Raw genomic sequence first — 22126 nt, forward strand, 5'->3', positions numbered from 1 at the left:
AGCCGCTCGCGCCAATCCGACGCATCGGCAGTTCAGGCGAAGACATGCGCCTTGCCGGAAACTGTCAGACGCACGATCTCGCCGACGGCAGGTGCGTCGATTCCCGGCTTGCGTAAGGTCAGCGGTGTGCTGCCGATCGCCGCGGCGTCCGGCGGATCGGGGTTGTTCAACAGCCGCACGGCAATGGTGCACATCGAGCCTGCGAATTCCGAGTCCGTCACCTCGGCGAATATCGTGCCCGCAGGACCCGACATGCCTTCGCGCGACGTGCGCTTTACCTGCACCTGCTCCGGTCGCAGCATGATGCGGGCGATGTCGCGCCGCTCCTTCGAGTCGACGGCTATGCGACCAAGCGAGGAGGTGGCGAAGCCGCCTGAAATCTTTGCCGGCAAGATGATGGCGTCGCCAAGAAACTCGGCAACCATGCGGTCTTTCGGCTGCAGATAGAGTTCTCGCGGTGTGCCGATCTGAGAGAACCTTCCGTCGCGCATGACCGCCACCTGGCTGGCGAAGGACAGCGCCTCGGCCTGGTCGTGGGTGACCAGGATGGTGGTGATGCCGGCGGCTTCGAGTAGTTCGGCGACCGCCTTGCGCATCGAGGCGCGCAGACCGGTGTCGAGCGCCGAGAACGGTTCGTCGAGAAGCATCAGCCTGGGCTTCATCGCCATGGCGCGGGCCAGCGCCACGCGCTGCTGCTGGCCGCCGGAGAGCTGGTGCGGGCGGCGCTTGAGGATCGCCTTGTCCAGCCCGACGGTATAGGCGAGCTCGGCGATGCGCTCGGCGCGCTGGTCCTCGCCGCGGGCCATGCCAAAGCCGATATTGTCGCCGATGCTGAGATGCGGGAACAGGGCGCCATCCTGCGCCACCAGGCCGATGCCGCGGCGGTGCGCCGGCACCGCATGGCCGCCATTGGCCAGCACCTCGCCGTCGAGCACGACGCGGCCCTGGTCGGGCGCCTCGAAGCCGGCGATCAGCCGCAGCAACGTCGTCTTGCCGCAGCCGGACGGGCCGACGATCGCGGTGCGACTGCCGCTTGCGGCGCTGAGCTCGATGCCGGCAAGGGCTGCGACCGGGCCGTAGTGCTTGGTGAGGCCACTGATTTCGAGAAAGCTCATCGCCCGGCCATCCGTTTCGACTGGACATAGAGCAGCCAGGTCAGCGGCAGCGACATCGCCACCATGATGAAGGCGTAAGGGGCGGCGGAGGCATAGTCGATCTCGCCGCTATAGGACCAGAACGCCATGGCCAGCGTGCGCGTGCCGTTGGGCGCCAGCATCTGGGTGGCGGTCAGCTCGTTCATGATGCCGAGCGCGACCAGCGCCATGCCGGCCGCAGCCCCCGGCGCCGACAGGCGAATCGTTGTCGACCAAAGCGCCTTCAGCGGCGGCCGGCCAAGGCTGGCGGCGGCGCGTTCGAGCTCGACCGGCGCCTGTGCGATCGAGGCTCTGAGGCTGATCAAGGCGCGCGGCAGGAACATCAGGGCATAGGCGACCAGGATTGTGAACAGCGTCTGGTAGAGCGGCATGGCGATGCGCACGGTAATGGTGACCAAGGCCAGCGCGATGACCACGCCGGGCAGCGAACCGACAATGTAGTTGCAGCCTTCGAGCAGCCGCTGCAGCGGTCCCGGCGCGCGGATCGAGATCCAGGCCATCGGCATGGCGGCGATGGTCGCAAGCAAGGCGCCGGCCAGCGCCAGGAACAGTGTCTGGCCAAGCGCCAGGCCGATCTCGTCCAAACGCCAGACATCGGCGCCGCCGGCGACCAGCCAGCGGCCGATGGTGACGAAGGGCACGCCGATGGCGAGCAGCGTGGTGACGGCAGGCAGAGCCAGGCAAGCCAGCGTGGCGCGCCCGAGCCTCGAGCGCTGCCGGTGGCGCGCCGCGCCTGAGCCGACGCGGGCATAGCGCTCTTCGCCGCGCACCAGCACCTCCAGAGCGAGCAGCACGAAGCAGCATGTCACCAGGACGCCGGCCAGCATGTTGGCGGCGGGGCCGTTGAAGGTCGACTGGAACTGGTCGACGATCGCGGTGGTGAAAGTGTCGAAGCGGATGAAGACGTAGAGGCCGTATTCGGCCAGCAGATGCAGGCCGACCAGCAGCGCGCCGCCGCAAATGGCCAGTCTCAGCTGCGGCAGCACGACACGCCAAAACACCCGCCATGGTCCAAGGCCGAGTGCTGCGGCTGCGTCCTCCAAAGCAGGATCGAGCCGGCGCAGAGCCGCCGCCAGCGGCAGATAGAGGAACGGGAAATAGGCGAGAACCGAGACCAGCACGCCGGCCCACAGGCCGTGCAAGGTCGGCACCATGGTGATCCAGGCGTAGGAATGCACGAAGGCGGGGATGGCGAGCGGCGCCACCGACAGCCAGGCCCACAGGCGGGCGCCGGGCAGGTCGCTGCGCTCGGTCAGCCATGCCAGCGTCACCGACAGCACGGTGGCGATCGGCACGGTGAGCGCCACCAGAAGCACGGTGTTGACCAGAAGTTCGCCGACGCGCGGCCGGAAGACCAGGGCCGAAGCAGTGTCCCAGCCGATCTGCACACCGATCCAGATGATGAACGCCAGCGGCAGCAGCGACAGCAGCGAGACGATTATGGCGGCAAGCGCGATCCAGGACATGGGCTTCCGGCGGGACCGCCCGACTGTCTGGCCTGAACGTGCGAGATCGACCGCAGTTTGCATCAGCTCGACCGCGCCACTGCCGCCGGGGCGGGGGCGCCGCAGGCGCGGCCGGAAACGCAATGTGTTGTCATGGACAATGCCATCTCGAAAACAGAGCGCTCCTGCGGAAAGTCCGGCAGGAGCGCAATCGTTGCCCTTTTAGGACGAACCCAGCCTAAAGCAAGCCGGCTGCCGTCATCAGGTCCGTCACCTTTTTGGAGTTCAGTGTCGCCGGATCGACCTTCGGCGCCTGCAGGTCGGCCAGCGGCACCAGCTTGGGATTGGACTGCGCGTCCTTGCCGATAGCGTATTCGAAGGACGTGCCGGTCTTCAGCACGTCCTGGCCGCCTTTCCCGGTCACCCATTTGAGGAACGCCTGGGCTTCCTTCGGGTGTTTGCTCGAGGCGAGCACGCCGCCGCCGGAGATCGAGACGAAAGCGCCGGGATCCTGGTTCTTGAAATAATGCAGTTCGACGTTCTTGCTGTTTTCGCCGGTCTTTGCCTGATCGCCGAAATAGTAATAGTGGTAGATGATTCCGCCTTCGATCTCGCCGGCATTGACCGCCTTCATCACCGTGCCGTTGCCCTTGTAGGCGGTGAAATTCTCCTTCATGGCCTTCAGCCAGTCGGCGGTTGCGGCTTCGCCCTTGAGCTCGAGCAGCGCGCTGACGATGGCCTGAAAATCGGCGCCGGAAGGCGAGGCTGCCCAGCGGCCTTTCCAGCTCGGATCGGCGAGATCGAGCATCGATTTGGGCAGCTTTTCGGCCGTGAGCTTGGTTTTGTTGTAGGCAAAGACGGTGCTGCGCGCCGCGACACCCACCCATCTGCCGCTGCTCGGCTGGAATTCGGCCGGGACTTGCGCCAGCGTGTCGGCGTCGACCGGCGCGAAAAGGCCCGCCGCTTCGACCAGGGTCATCGCCGGCGAGTTTTCGGTCAGGAACACGTCGGCCGGCGAAGAAGCGCCCTCGGCGACGATCTGGTTGGAGAAATCGCTGTCGCCGCCATTGCGCAGCGTGACCTTGATGCCGGTTTCCTTGGTGAAACCTTCGACCCATTCCTTGGCCAGGCTCTCATGCTGGGCGTTGTAGACGATGATGCCGGCATCCGCGGCCATCGCCGGCCCGGCGATCATGCTCACGGCCAGCGCTGTGGCCCCCGCTAGGGTGGAGAGCGTGTATCTCATGGCGTCATCCTCAATCTCGGTGGTTCTGGTTTCGCAGGCTGCACCTATCGATACCTGACAGCAGTAGTCAACATTGCTCGGCTGCTTCAATCGGTCGCCGCTCCCGCAAACTTTCGTGATTTTGCGGCACTTTGGCTTGGACATCATTTCGCCGGACACGTAACAAATCGATGCCGAGGCGCGAAGATCGGGGAGTGAACTCTTGTGAGCGGCAAGGATGAGGCCGAGCTTTCCCGGCTGATGCGGGCCGCGATCGCGGGAGATGAAAGGGCCTACGCCGACTTTTTGCACCGGATCGCCGCGCTGGTTCGCGGCTTTGCGAGGCGCAAGATCGTACAGGGCGGGGTCGATCCCGAGGATGTCGTGCAGGAAACCTTGCTGGCCATTCATGTGAAACGGCATACCTGGCGCCAGGACGCGCCGGTGTTGCCATGGATCTATGCGATAGCCCGCTTCAAGCTGATCGATGCTTTCCGGCGGCGCGGACGGCGCATCGAAATCGAGATCGACGAGATCGCCGAGACCTTTGCCGAGCCGGAAACCGAGACCGTCAGCGAACGCGACATCAACCGGGCGCTGGACGGACTGCCGGCTGCGCAGCGTTCCGTCGTTTCTTCGATCTCGGTCGACGGCCGCTCCATCGGCGAGACGGCGGCCAGGCTCGGCGTCAGCGAGACGGCGGTGCGGGTGTCGCTGCATCGCGGGCTTGCCGCGATCGCCAAGCGATTTGGGCAGGGGCGCTTCGGGCGGCAGTGACATGAGGACGGAGGATCTCATCAAGGCACTCGACGCCGACACAAGCAGCAAGGCGATGCCGCTGCGCTCGGCCTGGTTGATGGCGGCCGCAGCCGCGGCGGTGATCGCGGCTCTGGTCTTCTTTCTCACCATCGGCCCGCGTCCCGACATCATGACCGCCATGCACACGATGCGGTTCCTGGCGAAGTTCGTGTTCACCATCGTGCTCGCCGTCACCGCCTTTGGCCTGGTCCGGGCGTTGGCGACGCCGGGCGCTTCGACGGCAAGAGCCGCGGCCTGGATGCTGGCGGCGCCGCTGCTGGTGGCCGTGGCGGTGGCTCTCGAACTGTTCATGGTGCCGGAGCCGATGTGGAGCACGCGCATGGTCGGCTCCAACATGATGATCTGCATGGGCTTCATCCCGCTGATCGGCATCGGCCCGCTTGCCGTCTTCCTGTGGATGCTGCGCTATGGCGCGCCGACGCGGCCGGTGTTGGCCGGGGCGGTCGCGGGACTGCTCGCCGGCGGCCTGGCGGCGACCTTCTACGCCGCGCACTGCTTCGACGATTCGCCGCTTTTCGTCGCCACCTGGTACACGCTCGCCATCGCCGTCCTCGCCGGTCTGGGCGCGCTCGGGGGACGGTTCTTCGTGCGCTGGTGACCGGGCCGTTCAAGATCGCCCAATAATCACCGATCCTTAATCATGCCGGCAATTGTTTGCGGGTTCACCGTGTTGCCGGTGGCTCCGGCGCAACCTTTCCTTAAAATCGATCATCCAGTGTTTTTTGCAGAAATGTGTTGCGCATGGGGTGGCATGCACAGTGATGCGGCGAGAGCGAAAAAGCCTGCGGGCTGACAGTCACGTGGCTTTGGTGCTTGCGGCCGGAGGGCTTTGCGCTGCCGTGGTCGCGCTCCTGCTGTCGCGGCTCGATGTCAGCGCCGAAGTGCTGAAGCTATGCTTGCAGATATCGGTGCCGGTCGCCGCCGTTGCGCTGGTTCTCGCCGCCCTGTTCATTTACCGGATACTGGACGACCGCCGGCAGATCGCCGAAAGCGAGCAGCGTTTCCGCCGCGCCATGGAGGATTCGGCGATCGGCATCGCCATTGTCGGCCTCGACGGCCGCATCCATGAAACCAACCCGGCCTTCGCCGCCATGCTCGGCTACAGCAAGCAGGAGATCGAGGCGCTGACCTTCTTCCAGATCACCCATCCCGACGATGTGCAGATCGGCCGTGAGACGATGGACGGCATGCGGGCGGGCACCGTCAACGCCTTCCACTTCGAAAAGCGCTACCTCAGGAAGGACGGCACGCCGGTATGGGCCCATCTTGCCGGTTCCGTCATTCGCGACGAGAAGAGCGGGAGCCCGCTCTACCTGGTCTCCCAGATCGAGGATATCGATGCGCGCAAGCAATCCGAGGCGCGCATAGCCGAAGCCGAAACGCGCTGGAATTTTGCCCTGGCCAGCGCCGGACAAGGCGTCTGGGATCTTGATATGCGGAAGGGCGGCACCACCTACTCCGCCACCTGGGTGAAGATGCTGGGCTATGCCGATGGCGAACTGGACGGCGACCCCGACCGCTGGCTGGCGATGATCCACCCCGACGATCGCGAAAACGTCGCCGAAGCCGATCGTGCCCATCTGGAGGGCAGGACACCGTTCTTCGAAGCCGAGTTCCGGATGCGCCACAAGGATGGCCACTGGGTCTGGATCCTCGACCGCGGCAAGACGCTCGAACGCGACAAGGACGGACGGCTGGTCAGGGCCATCGGCAGCCTGACCGACATCACCCAGCGCAAGCAAACCGAGGAAAGCCTCATCGTATCGGCGGCAATGCTGGCCGACGAGAAGGAGCGGCTGAGGGTGACGCTGCAGTCGATCGGCGACGCCGTCATCTGCACCGATGCCGCCAACCGCATCACCTTCATGAACCCGGTCGCCGAAAAGCTCACCGGCGTTGTTGGCGCGGAGGCGCTCGGCAAGACGCTTGGCCATGTCTACTGGGCGGTGGACGAAGAAACCGGGCAAAGGATCGGCATGACGCGGCCGGCGCTCGGCAGCGCCAGCCCTGCCGACCAGAACAGTCGCGCCGTCCTCATCCGTCGCGACGACACACGCTGCAGCATCCGCCAGGTGGTGTCGCCGATCATGAACGACCGCCAGGAGTTCTGCGGTCTTGTCATCGTCTTCCAGGACTTCACCGATGCGCGCGCCTTGCAGCGCCAGCTCGCCTATGCCGCCGCGCATGATGCGCTGACCGGCCTTGCCAACCGTTCGAGCTTTATCCGCACCATGGAGGAACTGGTCGACCGGAGCCGCAAGGCCGGCACAGCCAGGTCGGCGGGCGAACATCATTTCATGTTCATCGATCTGGACCATTTCAAGCTGGTCAACGACACTGGCGGGCACGCCGCCGGCGACGCCTTGCTGAAGCGGGTTGCCGAGGCCATTCGCGGTGCGCTTGGGCCGGAGGATATCGTGGCCCGCCTCGGCGGCGACGAATTCGCGGTCATCCTGAAAGCCGGGCCGAGCGCCGGCGCCAGGATTGCCGCACGCTCTGTCATCGACGCCATCCGCGGCCTGCAGTTCAGCTGGGACGGCCGGCCGCATGCGATCGATGCCAGCATCGGGCTGGCGCCAATCCACAGCAACAGCGGTGAAGTCGACGAGATCATCGCCCGGGCCGATGCTGCCTGCTATGCGGCCAAGGCCGCCGGCCGCGGCTGTGTTTCCGTGGCGCCTGACGATACCGGGTCAAGAGGCCAAGCAGAGCCGCCGCTTGCAGCGGCGTCCTGAGGGAGCACGGAACTTTCGTTCTGGTGGTTAGCGCGTCGGAACCGGATGCTCGCCGCGATAGTCGTAGAAGCCGCGCCCGGTCTTGCGGCCGAGCCAGCCGGCCTCGACATATTTCACCAGCAGCGGGCAGGGGCGATATTTCGAATCCGACAGGCCGTCATGCAGCACCTGCATAATCGACAGGCAGGTGTCGAGGCCGATGAAATCGGCGAGCTGCAGCGGTCCCATCGGATGGTTGGCGCCGAGCCGCATGGCGGTGTCGATGGCATCGACCGAGCCGACCCCCTCATAGAGCGTGTAGATCGCCTCGTTGATCATCGGCAACAGAATGCGGTTGACGATGAAGGCCGGAAAATCTTCAGAGACGGTGATGGTCTTGTCGAGCTGTTTCACATAGGCCTTGGCCGCCTCGAAGGTCTGATCCTCGGTAGCGATGCCGCGCACCAGTTCGACCAGCTTCATCAGCGGCACGGGGTTCATGAAATGTATGCCGATGAAACGCTCAGGACGGTCGGTCTGCGCGGCAAGCCGGGTGATCGAAATCGACGAGGTGTTGGTCGCCAGAATGGCTTCCGGGTTGAGCTGGGGACAGAGCTGCGCGTAAATCTTGCGCTTGACCGTCTCGTCCTCGGTCGCCGCCTCGATAACCAGATCGGCACCGGCGAGATCAGCCATGGTGGGGGCTGCGGAAATGCGCGCCATCGCTTCGTTACGCAGCTTTTCCTCAAGCTTGCCGGAGCCGACCTGGCGGGCCATGTTGCCGCTGACCGTGGCAATGCCCTTCTCGATACGGTCGGGCGAGACGTCGTAGATCAGCACCTTGAAACCCGAAAGTGCTGATACATGCGCGATGCCGCCGCCCATCTGGCCGGCGCCGATGATGCCGATCGTCTCGATCTTGGCCATTTGCAGCGATCCCGTCGAAAAGGCCTTTGCGGCCTGCTTTTTGTGCAGTGCAAACTAAAAGGGTGGGGCAGCTTCGTCTACCCCACCCTTTCACAATTTAATACGCTTTGGCAGAAAGCGTCAAAGCGCCTTTTGCAGTTCCGGCAGGATGACGAACAGGTCGCCGACCAGGCCATAATCGGCAACCTGGAAGATCGGCGCCTCCTCGTCCTTGTTGATGGCGACGATGACCTTCGAATCCTTCATGCCGGCAAGGTGCTGGATGGCGCCGGAAATACCGACGGCAATATAGAGGTCAGGCGCCACGACCTTGCCGGTCTGGCCGACCTGCCAATCATTCGGGGCGTAGCCGGCGTCGACGGCAGCGCGCGAGGCGCCGACGGCTGCACCGAGCTTGTCGGCGACCGGCAGGATGACTTCCTGGAACTTTTCCGAGGAGCCGAGCGCGCGGCCGCCCGAAATGATGATCTTGGCCGAGGTCAGTTCCGGACGGTCGGTTTCCGAGAGTTTGTTCTCGACGAAAGTGGAGAGGCCGGGATTGGCCGCGGCCTTCACCGTCTCGACAGCTGCCGAGCCGCCCTCGGGGGCAGCCTGGAAGGAGGCGGTGCGCACAGTGATGACTCTCTTGGCGTCGGTAGACTGCACCGTCTGGATCGCATTGCCAGCATAGATCGGCCGCTTGAACGTGTCTGGTGAAACCACTTCGATGATCTCGGAGACCTGCGCGACATCGAGCAGGGCCGCCACGCGCGGCGAGACGTTCTTGCCCGACGAGGTCGCCGGCCCGATTATGGTGTCGTAGGCGCCGGCCAGTGAGACAACGAGTGCGGCGAGCGGTTCGGCGAGGCGCTCGGCCAGTTCGTCGGCCTCGGCCAGCAGCACCTTGCTCACGCCCTTGAGCTTGGCGGCGGCGTCGGCCGCGCCCTTGGCGCCTTTGCCGGCGACCAGCACATGCACGTCCGAACCGATCTGCAGCGCCGCCGAGAGCGCCTTCGCGGTCTGGTCGGAAAGGCTGGCGTTGTCGTGTTCTGCGATGAGGAGAATGGTCATTTTATCTGTTCCTTCCAGTCTCAGAGCACGCCGGCTTCGTTCTTGAGCTTGTCGACCAGTTCGGCGACACTGTTGACCTTCACGCCCGCCTTGCGGCCGCTGGGCTCCTCGGTCTTGAGCACCTTCAGGCGCGGCTTGACGTCGGCGCCGTAATCGGCCGGGCTCTTTTCGTCGAGCGGCTTCTTCTTGGCCTTCATGATGTTGGGCAGCGAGGCATAGCGCGGCTGGTTGAGGCGAAGATCGGCGGTGATGATCGCCGGCATCTTCAGTTCCACCGTCTGCAGGCCGCCGTCGACTTCGCGCGTCACCTTGGCCTTGTCGCCGTCGATCACGACCTTGGAGGCGAAAGTGCCCTGTGCCCAGCCGAGCAGGGCGGCCAGCATCTGGCCGGTCTGGTTCGAGTCATCATCGATCGCCTGCTTGCCGAGGATCACGAGACCGGGCTGTTCGGCGTCAACGACGCCCTTCAGCACCTTGGCGACGCCGAGCGGCTCGGTCTGCTCGTCGGTCTTGACCAGGATGGCGCGGTCGGCGCCCATGGCGAGCGCGGTGCGGAGCGTTTCCTGCGCCTGCTGCGGGCCGACCGAAACGACGATGATCTCTTCGGCCTTGCCGGCTTCCTTCAGCCGGAGCGCCTCTTCCACCGCGATCTCGTCGAACGGGTTCATCGCCATCTTGACGTTGGCGAGTTCCACCGCCGAACCATCGGCCTTGACGCGAACCTTGACGTTCGCATCCACAACCCGCTTCACGGGCACAAGGATCTTCATTGTCTGTCACCTCTCCTGAGATATCCGGGCGCGCTATAGCAGCGTGCGCCTCCGCAGAGTTGTCGAAAGCCGACATTCCTGACTGAATTCCGGCCAAACGGAATCCTGGCCGGACGAATTCTGGTCTTCTGCCGCCTAGCGGTGGCGCTCTCCGTAGTTGTGGCGACGCAACACGTCAATATGCCACGGCAGCGGCCAAACCACCCAAATCGGTTCACTTGTGACCGGAAGCGCCACCCCGGCCCCAACGCGTCTCAGGTTGCACGGGAGCGGGACCGGCTGGCGCCGGCCCAGTAGAAGCGGCTGGCTGATCGGCGGGTTGCGGCTCGCCGTCGCCACCGGCGAGCAGCGGCACGCCGCGGCTGCGCATAATGAGCACCAGCACGCCACCGGCAATGATGCCGCCAATATGGCAGGCCCAGGATATCTGGTTTTCGCCGCCGGCGGCAAACATCACCACCTGGAAGCCGATCCACAGGATCAGCGGGATGAAGGCCGGGATACGCAGCGGAATCCGGGCAAAGACCAGCACCCACACTTTCACCCGGGGGTAGAGGACCAGATAGGCGGCGACGACGCCGGCAATGGCGCCGGAGGCACCGATCAGCGGAACCTCCGAACTCCAGGCGACGAGCCCCTGGAAGAAGGCGCCGGCGATGGCGCAAAGCAGGTAGAAGATGAGGTAGCGGATGTGGCCGAGTGCGTCCTCGACATTATCGCCGAACACCCACAGGAACAGCATGTTGCCGCCGAGATGAAAGATATCGGCATGCAGGAAGGCATAGGTAAGGTAACTCAGGCTCTCGGGAATGACGACGAATTGGGGCGAGAGTTCTGCCGTGTCGTGGACAACCGAAGGAATGAAGCCGAAGCCGAGCACGGCTGCGTTGTTGAAATTTTCGCCGCCGATCGTGGTGATGAGAAACACAAGCGCGTTGACCGCGATCAGGCCGATCGTCACATATTGCAGCCGGATGTGGCGCAACCTGTTGGAGTCGTAAAGCGGGATGAACATGCCCCAAGCCCTTTCCCGCCTTCGAAAATTCAGCGGTTCTTGCCGGGCACCCATAACACGTCGGCATTTCCGTTGTCATTGACCGCACGAGCGGCGACGAACAGAAAGTCCGAGACGCGGTTTATGTATTTCAGCCCCTCGCGATTGACATGTTCGGCCGGGTCCTGCGCCAGCGCCACCATGATCCGCTCGGCCCGTCGCGCCACGGTGCGGGCAAGATGAAGTGCTGCCGCCGCCGGCGTGCCGCCATTGAGCACGAAGGATTTGAGCGGCTGCAGATCCTTGTTGAGAAGGTCGATATCCTTTTCGACGCGGTCGGTCTGCGAGGCGATGATGCGCAGCGGCTCGTAGCCCAGCGGCTTGCCGTCGTCGGGCACGGCGAGATCGGCGCCGAGGTCGAACAAATCGTTCTGGATGCGGGACAGCATGGCGTCGATGGCGGGATAAGTTGCCGCTGTGTGCAGGCGGGCGATACCGATGCAGGCATTGGCTTCATCGACGGTGCCGTAGGCATCGACGCGCAGGTCGGATTTCAGCCTGCGTTCACCGGTGCCGAGGCCAGTGGTGCCGTCATCGCCGGTGCGGGTGTAGATCTTGTTGAGCTTGACCACGTCGCCTCCCGAACGGCCGTCACTTGCGGGTGAAATACACCACCAGCAGGATCAGTGCCAACGCCAGCGCCTGCAGCAGCACGCGTGCCTGCATCAGCTTGTTCGAGCTCACACCGGAGCCGCCGCGCATCATGTTGATGAGGCCGCGGACAAGCACGATCACCACGGCGACCATGACGAGGACGAGGAGGACTTTGATGACGGTTGCCATGATCTGTTCCCAGTTCTGTTGCGATCAGGCGCGTCCGGCCAGAACGCGGTAGAGCATCGATGCCGGCAGGATGCGCTTGAGCATCACGCCAATCCTGGCCGGCACTGTTACCACATAGTGCGGGCGCGGGCGCCGCGACAGAAGTGCATGGCGCAAGGCCGCATAGACCACCTCCGGCCCCTTTTTCAGCCGTGATGAGCTGCCGCCGGCCCGAAGCCGCGCCAGCTGCGTGGCATAGGCGACGTGGTGGACGGAATTCTCGTGGTCGATGTTTTTCAGGAACCAGAACAGCCCGTTGCTGGCGATTTTCGAGGTCACCGGCCCCGGTTCGATCAGCGAGACATGGATGCCGCTGCCCCTGAGTTCCTGCTGCATGCACAGCATCAGGCCTTCGAGCGCGTGCTTGGAGGCCGAGTAGGCGCCGCGAAAAGGCACCGGCGCGAGCCCAAGGATGGAGGAACAATGAACGAGGCGGCCATGTCCCTGGCGACGCATTACCGGTACGATGCGTCGGGTGAGGTCGTGCCAGCCGAAGAAATTGGCCTCGAACTGCTCGCGCAATGCCGCAACCGGCAGGTCTTCCACGGCGCCGGGCTGTGCATGGGCGCCGTTGTTGAACAGGGCGTCGAGGCGTCCGCCTGTCCGCTCCAGCACCGAGCCCACAAGGGCTTCGATAGAGTCCGGCTCACGGTAATCGAGGTAAAACGCTTCGATGCCATCGGCTTCGAGTGCGGCTATGTCTTCAGGCTTGCGCGCCGTTGCAAGCACCCGCCAGCCATCCGCCTTCAGCGCACGGGCGCAGTGGGCGCCTATCCCGGACGAGGCGCCGGTGACGATGATGGTGCGCAACTCTTTGGCAGGCGGCGTCGTGGTTTGAGCAAGGGTTGCCATTTGCCACAATCCCTTCCCATATTCGCGGCGTCGAGACAATCGAAGGGAACGCGGCTCTTGATGCGGAATATCGTCGTGCTGCGCCGCGTGCTCTATGACGCGCTTGGCCATTTCAACACCGATGACGGCTGGGCCATGGCCAGCCATCTGGCGATCACTTCGCTGATGGCGCTGTTCCCGTTCCTGATCTTCGCCACCACGCTGGCGAGCTTCCTCGGCGCGCAGGCGTTCGCCGATACTGCCGTGCACCTGGTCTTCGACACCTGGCCCGAACAGATCGCCAAGCCTATCGCGCGCGAAGTGCTCAACGTGCTGACCGTGCGGCGCACCGATCTTTTGACCTACGGCGTGCTGCTGGCGGCCTATTTCGCCTCCAACGGCATCGAGGCACTGCGCACCTCGCTCAACCGCGCCTACCGCGTCGCCGAAACGCGCGGCATCATCTACCGCCGGGTGCAGAGCATTTTCTTCGTGCTGATCGCGACGGCCGGTTTCCTGGCGATCAGCGTGCTCCTGGTCTTTGCGCCTTTGCTGGCGCGGCTGGCGGAAGCTCATTTCGAGTGGATCAAACCCTATACGGGCACGATCACGCTGTGGCGCTACGTCATCGCCTCAACCGTCATCATTGGTGGCTTGTTTGCCGTCCACTACTGGCTGCCGGCGGGCAAGCGCCGCTTTGTCTCGCTGGTGCCTGGCATCATTTTCACTCTGGCTGCGTGGCTTGTCGGCTCGACGATGTTCGCGACCTACCTCGACCATTTCTCGTCCTATGTGACGACCTATGCCGGCCTCGCCTCGATCATGATCGCCGTGGTTTTCCTCTATATGCTGTCGGCGATCTTCATCCTCGGCGGCGAACTCAATGCGGCGATCAGCCGCTTTCTCGAAGCGCGCGCACGTGTCGGCAGCTAGGTTTTGGCTGGCCGAGCCGTGGCCAGCCCGACGCCGAGCGTCGCGATTGCCATGCCGACGATCTGCACGAGGCTGAGCCGTTCGCCGAACAGCGCCCAGGCGATGACAGCGGTGACGGCCGGCACCAGGTAGAACAGCGACGCGACCTTCGACATCTCGCCGTCGCGGATCATCACCATCAGCAGGAAGATGGCGCCGATCGACAGCACCAGGACCAGCCAGGCCATGGCGAAGATCAGTTCGCCGTTGATGATCACCGTGTGGGTCTCCAGTGCCAGCGAAGCCAGGATCATCAGCGAGCCGCCGCCAATATATTGCCACATCGTCGCCGCCACCAGGTCGCCACCCGAGGCATAGCGCTTCTGCCAGATGGTCCCGGCGCTCATGCCCAGCACCGAGACCAGCGACGCCGTCAGGGTTTCGGGCGTAACGCCGCCGCCGAGAGCGCCGAGCTTCGGCCACAGCACGATGATCACTCCCACAAGGCCGACGGCAAGGCCGGCCCAATGGCGCGGCAGGATGGCCTCGCCGAGGAACCGGCCGGCAAGCACGGCGGTGATCAGCGGTTGCAGGCCGACGATCAGCGCCGAAAGCCCGGCGGGCATGCCCCTGTGGATCGCCCAGAACACGGCGCCGAGATAGATGCCATGCATGAGGATGCCGGCGACCGTGGCGTGAAGCGCTTCTGCCCTTGTGGCTCGCTTCGAGCCAAGCACGAGCATCAGCCCGGCAAGCAGCAAGGCCGCGATGACAAAGCGGGCTGCCAGAAAGGTGAAGGGCTCCGCCCAGGGCATGGCGTAGCGCGCGCCGATGAAACCTGTCGCCCATAGGACGACAAACGAGGCGGGGATGAACCGCTTGAGACTGTGCATTTTCGGGGAAGCCGTTTCCGGTGGAGAGGTCCGATTCGGTGAAGAGACAAATACGGCAATTGCTCTAATGCGGTTCAATCCGGCAAGCAAAGCGAAACAATTGGTACATAAGCTCATCCTGATGTAGGAGGTGGCCGAATTCAAAGGGCGGCGTCAGGGCAATCGACTTCTGTCGATGGATCCGGCGACATGGCGTTTTGGCTTCGACAGGGAGCGCGCATGCTGTTGCATCTCGACACAAGCTGGCTGTTGATGACGGTGGCCAGTGTGGCCGTGTTCGGCTTCTTCTTCGGCTCAGCGCTCGACGCCATCATGCAGGAGGACGGTTTTGGGTCGACCGGCAACACATTGCTGTTCACGCTCGGCTTTTTCGCCGCGGTCATGGCCGCGAACGAACATGGCATCGTCCTGAGAGATCTGAAGCTCGCGGTTGCCTGGGGACTGGGCGGCGCCTTCGCGTTTATCGGCGCGTTGGCGCTGCTCAAGGCGGGGCTGGCCCGGCTTTAGTCATAGCCCGGCCAGCCGCCTGACTTCGTCCGGCGACATGCCTGCCTGCCTCAGCGCGGCAAGGCCGGTATCAGCAAAACTCTTCGACAGTTTGCGCCCATCCGGACCGAGTATGAGACGGTGGTGGAAATACTGCGGCTGGCCCAGGCCGAGCAATTCCTGCAGCAGGCGCTGGATGCCGGTCGCGGAATAGAGGTCGCGGCCACGCACGACATGGCTGACGCCTTGCAGAGCGTCGTCGACGACGACGGCCAGGTGATAGCTGGTCGGGATGTCGCGGCGCGCCAGAATGACGTCGCCCCAGTCCTGCGGACGCGCCTCGACGCGCTGCGTCGCCGAAAGCGTCTCGTTGGTGAATTCGCGCCAGGACAAATCCGTGCCGACGCGCGCCAGCGCTGCATCAATGTCGAGGCGCCAGGCGAAGGGCGCATTTTCGGCGATGCGGCGGTTGCGTTCGCTGACCGGCAGCGCCTTGTCGGCGGCGGGATAAAGCGGCACGCCGTCCGGGTCGCGCGGCCAGTCGCGGCGGCGCTTTTCGCTGTCGGCGATGAAGGCCCTGATCTCGCCACGGCTCATAAAGGCAGGGTAGACGAGTTCTTCGCGGACCAGCCGGTCGAGCACGGCCTGATAGTCGGTGAAATGCTCGGCCTGGCGCCGCACCGGCTGTTCCCATTCGAGACCTAACCATTCGAGGTCGCGAAAGATGCCGGCCTCGAATTCAGGCGTGCAGCGGATCGTGTCGATGTCCTCGATGCGCAGCAGCAGGCGGCCGCCGGCCGCACGCGCCAGTTGCTGGTTGAGCAGTGCCGAATAGGCATGGCCGAGATGCAGTTCGCCATTCGGGCTCGGCGCGAAGCGGAATGTCAGGAGCGTCATCTCACAAGCGGCAATCGGGTTGTGCAGCGGTTTTGCCAATTGCTACCGTGAGGTCGGTTCAGGAACAAGAAAACATGCAACGCATCGCGACACTGGACGATATTGCGCGCGGGCTGGATGCGCTTTGCGCAATCGATCCGCGCCTGGAAAAGGTGCGCGGCATGGCCGGCGAGGTGCCGCTGCGGCTGTCGGAGCCCGGCTTTCGAAGCCTGGCCTCCATTATCGTTTCGCAACAAGTATCCCGTGCGAGCGCCGATGCCATTTTCGGCCGGCTGGTGAAACTGGTCGATCCGCTAACGCCGCAGGCGATCCTTGCCGCCGGCGAGGACATGTTTCGTGAGGCTGGGCTGTCGCGGCCGAAGCAGCGCGGTCTGATCGCGGTTGCGCAGGCCGTGGTTGAGGGGCTCGACCTGCATCACCTCTGTTCGCTCGACGCCGAAGAGGCGATCGCGGCTATGATCGCGGTGCCGGGCATCGGCCCGTGGACGGCGGAAGTCTATCTCCTGTTTGCCGCCGGCCACCCCGATATTTTCCCCGCGCGCGACGTCGCGCTGCAGAGCGCGGTCGGCCACGCGCTCGGCATCGAGCCGCGTCCGCCGGAGAAAACGCTGATCGCCCTGGCCGAATCATGGAGCCCGTGGCGAGGTGTCGCATCGCGGCTTTTCTGGTCCTATTATCGCGAAACCAGGGGCCGGGACGCAGCACCTCCGGCCTGAAACCTTAAAAAAGCATGAAAATCCTGCATTTTTGCCGCTTTTGGCTGATGACAATCCGCTTCACATCCCTGTCATGTCGGGCTTACAGTATCCGCGCCGATCGGTTCTAGAACGAGGAGGTCAACAAGTGACGGTTGCCGTATCTCCGGATGGGCTTCCTGCGCTGGTGCTGAATGCGGATTACCGTCCGCTCAGCTATTACCCCTTGTCGCTCTGGTCCTGGCAGGACGCCATCAAGGCGGTGTTCCTCGACCGGGTCAACATCGTCGCCGAATACGAGCATGCGGTGTCTTCGCCGACCTTTTCGATGAAGCTGCCCAGCGTCGTCAGCCTGAAGGCCTATGTGAAGCCGTCGAGGCACCCGGCATTCACCCGCTTCAACGTGTTCCTGCGCGACCGCTTCCAGTGCCAGTATTGCGGCACGCCCGAGGATCTGACCTTCGACCACGTCATCCCGCGCCATCGCGGCGGGGCGACGACGTGGGAGAATGTCGTGGCCGCCTGTTCACCCTGCAATCTGAGGAAGGGCGGCATGATGCCGGCGCACGCCAAGATGTGGCCGCTGCAGAAGCCCTACCAGCCGACCGTGCACGACCTGCACAACAATGGCCGGCTGTTCCCGCCTAACCATCTGCATGAAAGCTGGATGGATTATCTCTACTGGGATGTGGAGTTGGAGCCGTAGGGATTGGCGCGATCGGCCTTGCCAGGGCAATCGCCGATGTCAGGTGCTGCCCCTCATCCGGCTGCCGCCACCTTCTCCCCGTATAGTGACGGGGAGATAGGGAATTGGCTGCAAATTTGGCGCCCTTCTTTCAGCGTTCGGGATTGGCGAAACCATTGATGACTGCGTCTTTCTCCCCGTCACTATACGGGGAGAAATGCCCGGCAGGGCAATGAGGGGCGGTGCCAACATTTAGAGACTGGCCGTATGGCGCGACCTCGCACTTGATTAATCGCGGGCCAGCGCGCCGCGAAAGGCGACGGCGGCGAGGATGAAGCTGGCGATGGCGTTCCAGCCGGCCAGCGACAGGCCGAGGATACGAAGGGCTGCCTTGTCGCAGGATGGCGGCACGAATTTGTCGAGCGCGTCGAGCACGCCCTTGCCGCCGGTGTCGACCGGGCCGGCGCCGGCCGTGCAATCGGCCGGGCCCTGCCACCAGGCCCATTCGACGCCCGAATGATAGACGCCGAGATAGAGCCCATAGAGCATCAGCAGGCCGCCGACGGCAAGCAGGCCGCGCGTCAGCCATGCGGGCGCGCTAAGCATCGAGGTAATCACCGCCAGCAGCATCAGCGGGGCGCCGATATAATAGGGCGTGCGCTGCTCCAGGCACAGATGGCAGGGGATGTAGCCGCCTATGTGCTGGAAGGCGAGCGCGGAGCCGACCGTGGCGGCCATGGCCACGGCGAGAAACAAAGCGGTGCGCGTCCGCTGGCGTCCGGTATCGGCTGTCATCGTGGCTGTCATGTTTCGTCCGTTGAATTCGCCGTCCGCCGGCATAGTCCTGACCCACCGCCCGCCTTGGGCGGTCAGAAGGCGTATTTGACGACGATATAGAGCAAAATCAGGGCAGCGGCGCCGGCGCCGACGATCAATCCCAAACGCTTCTCGATGAATTCCTTGATCTCTTCGCCATAGCGGCGCAGCAGCCAGGCAAGAAGCAGGAAACGAGCGCCACGCGCCAGGATGGCGGAGACGATGAAGACGAAAAGATTGACGTGGAGGGCGCCTGCCAGAATGGTGACCACCTTGATCGGCGGCAAGTGGGCGGCACCCGATGTGACAAGCAGCACCAGCATCAGCCCGGTGCCGGCCGACTGCCACCTCTCGAACGCGTCAAGGCCGCCAAAGTGCTCCAGCATCGGCCGTGCTATCGTGTCGTAGGCATAGTAACCGATCAGCCAGCCGGCAATGCCGCCCAGCACCGACGCGACAGTAGCGGTCAGCGCATAGCGATAGGCGCGTTCGGGCCGCGCCAACGCCATGGGCAGGTACAAGACGTCGGCAGGTATGAAAAACACCGAGCTTTCGACGAAGGCGATGAAGGCCAGCCACCATTCGGCGGATTTGCGGGCGGCCAGCGACAAGGTCCAGTCGTAAAGTCCGCGAAGCATCGGCTCTCCTGGATGCAGGTTGCCCAGACGCAACGCGCTTTGATGCGCGTCTGTCTAGAAAGATTTTCCGCGCCGCACAATGGCAGGAGCTTCACGAAACAGAAAGGCGGGCTTTTGCCGCAAGCAGGGCACGGCGGCGCATTTGGCCAGTTGACGAACACGCCTCCAACCGTATAGTCCGCGCCCATCCAGGCCTTTGGGCCTGAGCCCCTATGGCGGAATTGGTAGACGCGCTCGACTCAAAATCGAGTTCCGCAAGGAGTGCTGGTTCGATTCCGGCTAGGGGCACCACCACCTTCATTCAGGTGTTGAATTGCCGGAGCTTTTTGCGATTTTTGTCCCACTTTTCGTCGTCGACTTTTTTGGTGGGACAATTTCGTCCTGATTTTGTTCCGGGATGGCCAAGAGGTGGGCGGCCTGTCCGGCCATCCGGCGGCGTTGCGCTTTCCTCGTGTAGTGCGTCGTTTGCTGCTTGGTGGTCCATCCGAAGATCGCCATGAGTTGCTCGTCCGTGGCGCCGTTCTCGGCTGCTATGGTGGCCCCTGCCTTCCGCAGGCCGTGGAGCGTACAGTACGGAAGCTCTGCTTGATCGCACCAGTCTCGCATCTTGTTGCCCAGCGAATTGACCGTGAACGGTGTTCCCCACTCTGAGACCAGGAAGGTTAGGTCGCCGCAGGCAGTAGCGTCGATCGTCGCCCGCAACTCAGGAAGCAGGGGAAGTTCGACTTCCACACCTGACGATTTGCTGGTCTTCTGGGGACGGATGTGCAGCCATCCATTCGTCACGTGTTGGCGTCCAAGGATCGCAAGATCCTGACGACGGAGGCCTGTGAACAAACCCAAATGCAGTGCCAGACGTGCCTTGCTGCCAAGGGGATGGCGTGCTTCGAACTGGCGCACTTCCCCCCTGGACCATGTATGAAATCCGTCACCCGACCTGAGGCGCTTCACGCCGAGAGCTGGATTGGTCTTGACGAGGTCATTTTCGACTGCCCAGCCGTACATGGCCGAGATGACCTTGACGACCTCGTTTTGTGCGCCTGGTGTCGAACGAAGATCGTCACGAATCTCAAGAACGTGTTTCCGCTCTAGCAGGTCAAAAGGGAGTGCCCCCCGTTTGCTACCGCCCTTGTGCAAGCTGTCACAGATTTCATCGAGAACCGATGACCGCCGGGCCAGGATCTTTGGGGACAGCCTTACACGTCGCTTGTACTCCTGGCACAGCCATCGAAAAGATCGCTGGGACACTGGTTCATGCCGGTCCGCAACCCCGTTGGTCTTCAGGGGCAAGTAGGGAACGTTAAGCCGAGCGCAAGCCACCTCGGTCTCAAACTCCTGCGTTCCCGGTCGTTCCCTCAACCGAATTTTGGACCGGCCGGGGGCGCGAAAGTACAGGCGCACGTTTCCGTGCCGGTCACGATCATGGGAAACGCCTTTTGGTAGCTTTCTCGGCATCAGTTCCAAGGGTTGGTTGATGGGGACGACGTGCCCGATCTGTTAGGCTCGCCCCGATGCGGGATCGCGCGGAAAGCGGCAACGACCTCCTCCACGTCCCAAAGCAGGCGTGAAGCAATCGGCCGTGGCTCTGGCATTTGCCCGGCGGCAACTAGCTGGGTGAACAAAGACGTTCCGATCCCGACGAGCGCGGCAGCTTGGTCAATATTGACCGCAACAGGGGCGAGGTTGTCTGGCAGTCGGCTTGACGGTCGCTTCATACGGTTTCGGGCTCAAATTATGTGGAACGCACCTCGATCTAGTTCCGCCCATGTCGCGGTTCTATGGGTCATTAGCGTGGTACTATAGGGGGAGCGGGTTTTCGTAATCGCAGGCCTGCGGAGGCGAGTGCTATTACCCGAAAACGCGAATTTTTTTGCGGGCCGAGGGTAGGTCCATACCCGCCATCGGTCAGTCTCAAAGGAGGAAAAAGCGTGTACTCCTTCCCCACTGGACCTAATTGCGCGCGGGTGATCGAAAGATCCACGGCCGAGCCGGTTCCAAAACGTCCCAGCCGGCGGCCGAGCTGCAGGAGGGGAATGGCGCTCGAAGATCCAGCTGGCAGTACCGTCGCTCCTCGATCCTGCAACTGTGTACAGGCCGGGGAGGCCGCTCCCGAGAGACGCCCAGGAGGGTACGAAGCCCAATCGGCGTGCGAAGAGCGCAGCGAGAGCCGTGAGCGAACGCGGGCGCCGAGGAGGACCACTGGATGATCATGGCTGCTGAGGAAGGATGGAGAAGGGGCAGAGCGTGAGAGGTTCATTCAGGATCAAACTTGGCCATACGCTCAACGGCCTCCCAAAGTCTTGCTGTCGTCCGACGGCCGCGCTCCTTGATCATTTCCTGCAGCTGGTCATGCGAAATGGTTGGCACGAAGTCCGCTGAGTTCACTTCGCCATCCTGATAGGTGAAGCTGAGCCCCATTGCCCCGACCAAGGTCACGTGCTTGGCTAGGTACGACGCGACGTCGTTGAGGCGGGCTGCATGCGCGTACAAAAGTGCCGTGGCCGCAGGAGATTTGTGACGGGTGACATCGCCTACTAGCAGCTCATAGCCCCTCCACCACATCAATTCCCCAAGTCCCCGCCACGGGCCCGAGTCAGCCGCCCGGGCGGCATCCACATATCTCTTCAGGAAGTCCTCGTCATACAGGATATCCAGTTCCCCGCGCGCCCAGCTGATCTGCGCGTTGCCCTTCTGGTTAATCTGGGCATGCAGGAAGACCCTGGGTTTCCTGTCCTCATCTCGAACGACGGCGTTCCAGTTGGGAGGGTCAATCAGGATAGCGACATGCTCCTTGTTGAGCCCACAGTCGTAGGTCTCGTCGTCCAGCATCCAGGCAAGCTCCTCTTTCAGCCTGGATGTTCTGGCCCGGTGTCGCTCACGCGCCAGGGCCAGATAGTCGGAGCTCGAAATGGAGGGGTCGAATGGTTCGATCATTTTGAAAGTCCTGTGGAGGGGGGTGGCGCGGCACCGTGAAATTCTTGCCTTGGATCGCTATGTTAGGAGCGAGTCGAGCGTTCGAAGCGGCGCATGACATGGTGGTAGACTTCAGGGTCTTGTGGCCCGCGTCCGTCATCAGGGTGGCAGCGCATCGCAGCGTTTCAATCGTTGCCTTAAGGGCAGGGAACTCGTCATCTTCGTGATGAAGGTCCAGTTCCGAGGAGAGTTCGCGCAGGAGGTTGGTCAGCACTTTTGCCGTTGTGTGGTCGATGGTCATGTTGTGAGTTCCTAATCGAGCTTGAGTGGTAACTAATATATCTTTTTCAGTATTAAACAGAAGGTTTGAGATAGATAAA

Annotated in this window: 24 protein-coding genes and 1 tRNA gene; 8 read left to right on the plus strand and 17 right to left on the minus strand. The window is 63.2% G+C overall.

What is annotated here, in order from left to right:
* Positions 1–32: 32 nt before the first annotated feature.
* From NLY33_RS09290 to NLY33_RS09300, 3 genes are all read right to left on the minus strand, one after another.
* Positions 33–1115 (minus strand): ABC transporter ATP-binding protein, encoded by a 1083-nt coding sequence (locus NLY33_RS09290; RefSeq protein ID WP_023704309.1) that lies wholly within the window; start codon positions 1113–1115, stop codon positions 33–35.
* A complete protein-coding gene (locus NLY33_RS09295; RefSeq protein WP_023704308.1) occupies positions 1112–2683 on the minus strand; it encodes an ABC transporter permease in 1572 nt (523 codons plus the stop codon). Before NLY33_RS09295 ends, NLY33_RS09290 begins: the two co-directional genes overlap by 4 nt.
* Positions 2684–2837: 154 nt before the next feature.
* Positions 2838–3845: an iron ABC transporter substrate-binding protein gene (locus NLY33_RS09300; RefSeq protein ID WP_023685327.1), complete on the minus strand. Its 1008-nt coding sequence runs from the start codon at positions 3843–3845 to the stop codon at positions 2838–2840.
* Between the two features lie 204 nt (positions 3846–4049).
* Here NLY33_RS09300 and NLY33_RS09305 point away from each other — a divergent pair, with 204 nt between their 5' ends.
* From NLY33_RS09305 to NLY33_RS09315, 3 genes are all read left to right on the plus strand, one after another.
* Positions 4050–4601: a sigma-70 family RNA polymerase sigma factor gene (locus NLY33_RS09305; protein WP_023671665.1), complete on the plus strand. Its 552-nt coding sequence runs from the start codon at positions 4050–4052 to the stop codon at positions 4599–4601.
* A 1-nt stretch (position 4602) separates the two neighbouring features.
* Positions 4603–5241: an NrsF family protein gene (locus NLY33_RS09310; protein WP_023707530.1), complete on the plus strand. Its 639-nt coding sequence runs from the start codon at positions 4603–4605 to the stop codon at positions 5239–5241.
* Between the two features lie 241 nt (positions 5242–5482).
* On the plus strand, positions 5483–7378 hold the full coding sequence (locus NLY33_RS09315) for a PAS domain S-box protein (protein ID WP_023707531.1): 1896 nt from the start codon (positions 5483–5485) through the stop codon (positions 7376–7378).
* A 27-nt stretch (positions 7379–7405) separates the two neighbouring features.
* On the opposite strand, the gene NLY33_RS09320 is transcribed toward NLY33_RS09315, so the two are convergent.
* The 7 genes from NLY33_RS09320 to NLY33_RS09350 all read right to left on the minus strand — a co-directional run bounded on the left by NLY33_RS09320 (position 7406) and on the right by NLY33_RS09350 (position 12832).
* On the minus strand, positions 7406–8284 hold the full coding sequence (locus NLY33_RS09320) for a 3-hydroxybutyryl-CoA dehydrogenase (RefSeq protein ID WP_023671668.1): 879 nt from the start codon (positions 8282–8284) through the stop codon (positions 7406–7408).
* Between the two features lie 120 nt (positions 8285–8404).
* Complete coding sequence (locus NLY33_RS09325) at positions 8405–9334, minus strand: electron transfer flavoprotein subunit alpha/FixB family protein (protein ID WP_023704307.1); 930 nt, start codon at positions 9332–9334, stop codon at positions 8405–8407.
* 20 nt (positions 9335–9354) lie between these two features.
* Positions 9355–10104, minus strand: a complete 750-nt coding sequence (locus NLY33_RS09330; protein WP_023685322.1) for an electron transfer flavoprotein subunit beta/FixA family protein — start codon at positions 10102–10104, stop codon at positions 9355–9357.
* Between the two features lie 214 nt (positions 10105–10318).
* Complete coding sequence (locus NLY33_RS09335; protein WP_023685321.1) at positions 10319–11119, minus strand: rhomboid family intramembrane serine protease; 801 nt, start codon at positions 11117–11119, stop codon at positions 10319–10321.
* Positions 11120–11148: 29 nt separating this feature from the next.
* A complete protein-coding gene (locus NLY33_RS09340) occupies positions 11149–11730 on the minus strand; it encodes a cob(I)yrinic acid a,c-diamide adenosyltransferase (protein WP_023704306.1) in 582 nt (193 codons plus the stop codon).
* A 19-nt stretch (positions 11731–11749) separates the two neighbouring features.
* The gene (locus NLY33_RS09345; protein WP_023671673.1) at positions 11750–11941 is read right to left on the minus strand and encodes a twin transmembrane helix small protein; all 192 of its coding nucleotides are present in this window, start codon (positions 11939–11941) and stop codon (positions 11750–11752) included.
* Positions 11942–11965: 24 nt separating this feature from the next.
* Complete coding sequence (locus tag NLY33_RS09350; protein WP_084013621.1) at positions 11966–12832, minus strand: SDR family oxidoreductase; 867 nt, start codon at positions 12830–12832, stop codon at positions 11966–11968.
* Between the two features lie 60 nt (positions 12833–12892).
* On the opposite strand from NLY33_RS09350, the gene NLY33_RS09355 reads away from it, so the two are divergent.
* A complete protein-coding gene (locus NLY33_RS09355; RefSeq protein WP_023671675.1) occupies positions 12893–13744 on the plus strand; it encodes a YihY/virulence factor BrkB family protein in 852 nt (283 codons plus the stop codon).
* On the opposite strand, the gene NLY33_RS09360 is transcribed toward NLY33_RS09355, so the two are convergent.
* Positions 13741–14616, minus strand: coding sequence for a DMT family transporter (locus NLY33_RS09360; RefSeq protein ID WP_027050717.1), 876 nt, complete (start codon positions 14614–14616; stop codon positions 13741–13743). The two genes, NLY33_RS09355 and NLY33_RS09360, sit on opposite strands and share 4 nt — an antisense overlap.
* A 189-nt stretch (positions 14617–14805) precedes the next feature.
* Here NLY33_RS09360 and NLY33_RS09365 point away from each other — a divergent pair, with 189 nt between their 5' ends.
* Entirely contained in the window at positions 14806–15123 is a 318-nt protein-coding gene (locus NLY33_RS09365) for a hypothetical protein (protein ID WP_245260927.1), read from the plus strand.
* Here NLY33_RS09365 and gluQRS read toward each other — a convergent pair whose 3' ends face one another.
* Positions 15124–15999 carry a tRNA glutamyl-Q(34) synthetase GluQRS gene (gene gluQRS, locus NLY33_RS09370; RefSeq protein ID WP_023704304.1) on the minus strand — a complete coding sequence of 292 codons (876 nt, stop codon included), beginning with the start codon at positions 15997–15999 and terminating at the stop codon, positions 15124–15126. It lies immediately after the preceding gene.
* A gap of 74 nt (positions 16000–16073) precedes the next feature.
* Here gluQRS and NLY33_RS09375 point away from each other — a divergent pair, with 74 nt between their 5' ends.
* Entirely contained in the window at positions 16074–16715 is a 642-nt protein-coding gene (locus NLY33_RS09375) for a DNA-3-methyladenine glycosylase family protein (RefSeq protein ID WP_023685318.1), read from the plus strand.
* A 127-nt stretch (positions 16716–16842) separates the two neighbouring features.
* Entirely contained in the window at positions 16843–17400 is a 558-nt protein-coding gene (locus NLY33_RS09380) for an HNH endonuclease (RefSeq protein ID WP_008874122.1), read from the plus strand.
* 267 nt (positions 17401–17667) lie between these two features.
* On the opposite strand, the gene NLY33_RS09385 is transcribed toward NLY33_RS09380, so the two are convergent.
* Both NLY33_RS09385 and NLY33_RS09390 read right to left on the minus strand, forming a co-directional pair.
* Positions 17668–18186 (minus strand): disulfide bond formation protein B, encoded by a 519-nt coding sequence (locus NLY33_RS09385; protein WP_023685317.1) that lies wholly within the window; start codon positions 18184–18186, stop codon positions 17668–17670.
* Between the two features lie 62 nt (positions 18187–18248).
* Positions 18249–18833, minus strand: a complete 585-nt coding sequence (locus NLY33_RS09390; RefSeq protein ID WP_023673756.1) for a YqaA family protein — start codon at positions 18831–18833, stop codon at positions 18249–18251.
* A 206-nt stretch (positions 18834–19039) separates the two neighbouring features.
* Between NLY33_RS09390 and NLY33_RS09395 the strand changes: the two genes are divergently transcribed.
* Positions 19040–19124, plus strand: a tRNA-Leu gene (locus NLY33_RS09395).
* A 6-nt stretch (positions 19125–19130) separates the two neighbouring features.
* Here the strand turns inward: NLY33_RS09395 and NLY33_RS09400 are convergent.
* The 3 genes from NLY33_RS09400 to NLY33_RS09410 all read right to left on the minus strand — a co-directional run bounded on the left by NLY33_RS09400 (position 19131) and on the right by NLY33_RS09410 (position 22047).
* Positions 19131–19970, minus strand: a complete 840-nt coding sequence (locus NLY33_RS09400) for a tyrosine-type recombinase/integrase (protein ID WP_198020324.1) — start codon at positions 19968–19970, stop codon at positions 19131–19133.
* A 1116-nt stretch (positions 19971–21086) separates the two neighbouring features.
* Complete coding sequence (locus NLY33_RS09405) at positions 21087–21767, minus strand: hypothetical protein (RefSeq protein WP_023707533.1); 681 nt, start codon at positions 21765–21767, stop codon at positions 21087–21089.
* Positions 21709–22047 (minus strand): hypothetical protein, encoded by a 339-nt coding sequence (locus tag NLY33_RS09410; protein ID WP_286439674.1) that lies wholly within the window; start codon positions 22045–22047, stop codon positions 21709–21711. The genes NLY33_RS09405 and NLY33_RS09410 overlap by 59 nt, the downstream gene beginning before the upstream one ends.
* Positions 22048–22126 lie beyond the last annotated feature (79 nt).

The organism is Mesorhizobium sp. C432A (assembly GCF_030323145.1).
Classification (GTDB): Bacteria; Pseudomonadota; Alphaproteobacteria; order Rhizobiales; family Rhizobiaceae; genus Mesorhizobium.

Excerpts from the sequence above, each read along its gene's own strand:
- NLY33_RS09290 (WP_023704309.1), bottom strand. The coding sequence starts at position 1,115 with ATGAGCTTTCTCGAAATCAGTGGCCTCACCAAGCACTACGGCCCGGTC.
- NLY33_RS09295 (WP_023704308.1), bottom strand. The coding sequence starts at position 2,683 with ATGCAAACTGCGGTCGATCTCGCACGTTCAGGCCAGACAGTCGGGCGG.
- NLY33_RS09300 (WP_023685327.1), bottom strand. The coding sequence starts at position 3,845 with ATGAGATACACGCTCTCCACCCTAGCGGGGGCCACAGCGCTGGCCGTG.
- NLY33_RS09310 (WP_023707530.1), top strand. The coding sequence starts at position 4,603 with ATGAGGACGGAGGATCTCATCAAGGCACTCGACGCCGACACAAGCAGC.
- NLY33_RS09320 (WP_023671668.1), bottom strand. The coding sequence starts at position 8,284 with ATGGCCAAGATCGAGACGATCGGCATCATCGGCGCCGGCCAGATGGGC.
- NLY33_RS09325 (WP_023704307.1), bottom strand. The coding sequence starts at position 9,334 with ATGACCATTCTCCTCATCGCAGAACACGACAACGCCAGCCTTTCCGAC.
- NLY33_RS09330 (WP_023685322.1), bottom strand. The coding sequence starts at position 10,104 with ATGAAGATCCTTGTGCCCGTGAAGCGGGTTGTGGATGCGAACGTCAAG.
- NLY33_RS09335 (WP_023685321.1), bottom strand. The coding sequence starts at position 11,119 with ATGTTCATCCCGCTTTACGACTCCAACAGGTTGCGCCACATCCGGCTG.
- NLY33_RS09345 (WP_023671673.1), bottom strand. The coding sequence starts at position 11,941 with ATGGCAACCGTCATCAAAGTCCTCCTCGTCCTCGTCATGGTCGCCGTG.
- NLY33_RS09350 (WP_084013621.1), bottom strand. The coding sequence starts at position 12,832 with ATGGCAACCCTTGCTCAAACCACGACGCCGCCTGCCAAAGAGTTGCGC.
- NLY33_RS09355 (WP_023671675.1), top strand. The coding sequence starts at position 12,893 with ATGCGGAATATCGTCGTGCTGCGCCGCGTGCTCTATGACGCGCTTGGC.
- NLY33_RS09360 (WP_027050717.1), bottom strand. The coding sequence starts at position 14,616 with ATGCACAGTCTCAAGCGGTTCATCCCCGCCTCGTTTGTCGTCCTATGG.
- NLY33_RS09365 (WP_245260927.1), top strand. The coding sequence starts at position 14,806 with ATGGCGTTTTGGCTTCGACAGGGAGCGCGCATGCTGTTGCATCTCGAC.
- gluQRS (WP_023704304.1), bottom strand. The coding sequence starts at position 15,999 with ATGACGCTCCTGACATTCCGCTTCGCGCCGAGCCCGAATGGCGAACTG.
- NLY33_RS09375 (WP_023685318.1), top strand. The coding sequence starts at position 16,074 with ATGCAACGCATCGCGACACTGGACGATATTGCGCGCGGGCTGGATGCG.
- NLY33_RS09385 (WP_023685317.1), bottom strand. The coding sequence starts at position 18,186 with ATGACAGCCACGATGACAGCCGATACCGGACGCCAGCGGACGCGCACC.
- NLY33_RS09390 (WP_023673756.1), bottom strand. The coding sequence starts at position 18,833 with ATGCTTCGCGGACTTTACGACTGGACCTTGTCGCTGGCCGCCCGCAAA.
- NLY33_RS09405 (WP_023707533.1), bottom strand. The coding sequence starts at position 21,767 with ATGATCGAACCATTCGACCCCTCCATTTCGAGCTCCGACTATCTGGCC.
- NLY33_RS09410 (WP_286439674.1), bottom strand. The coding sequence starts at position 22,047 with ATGACCATCGACCACACAACGGCAAAAGTGCTGACCAACCTCCTGCGC.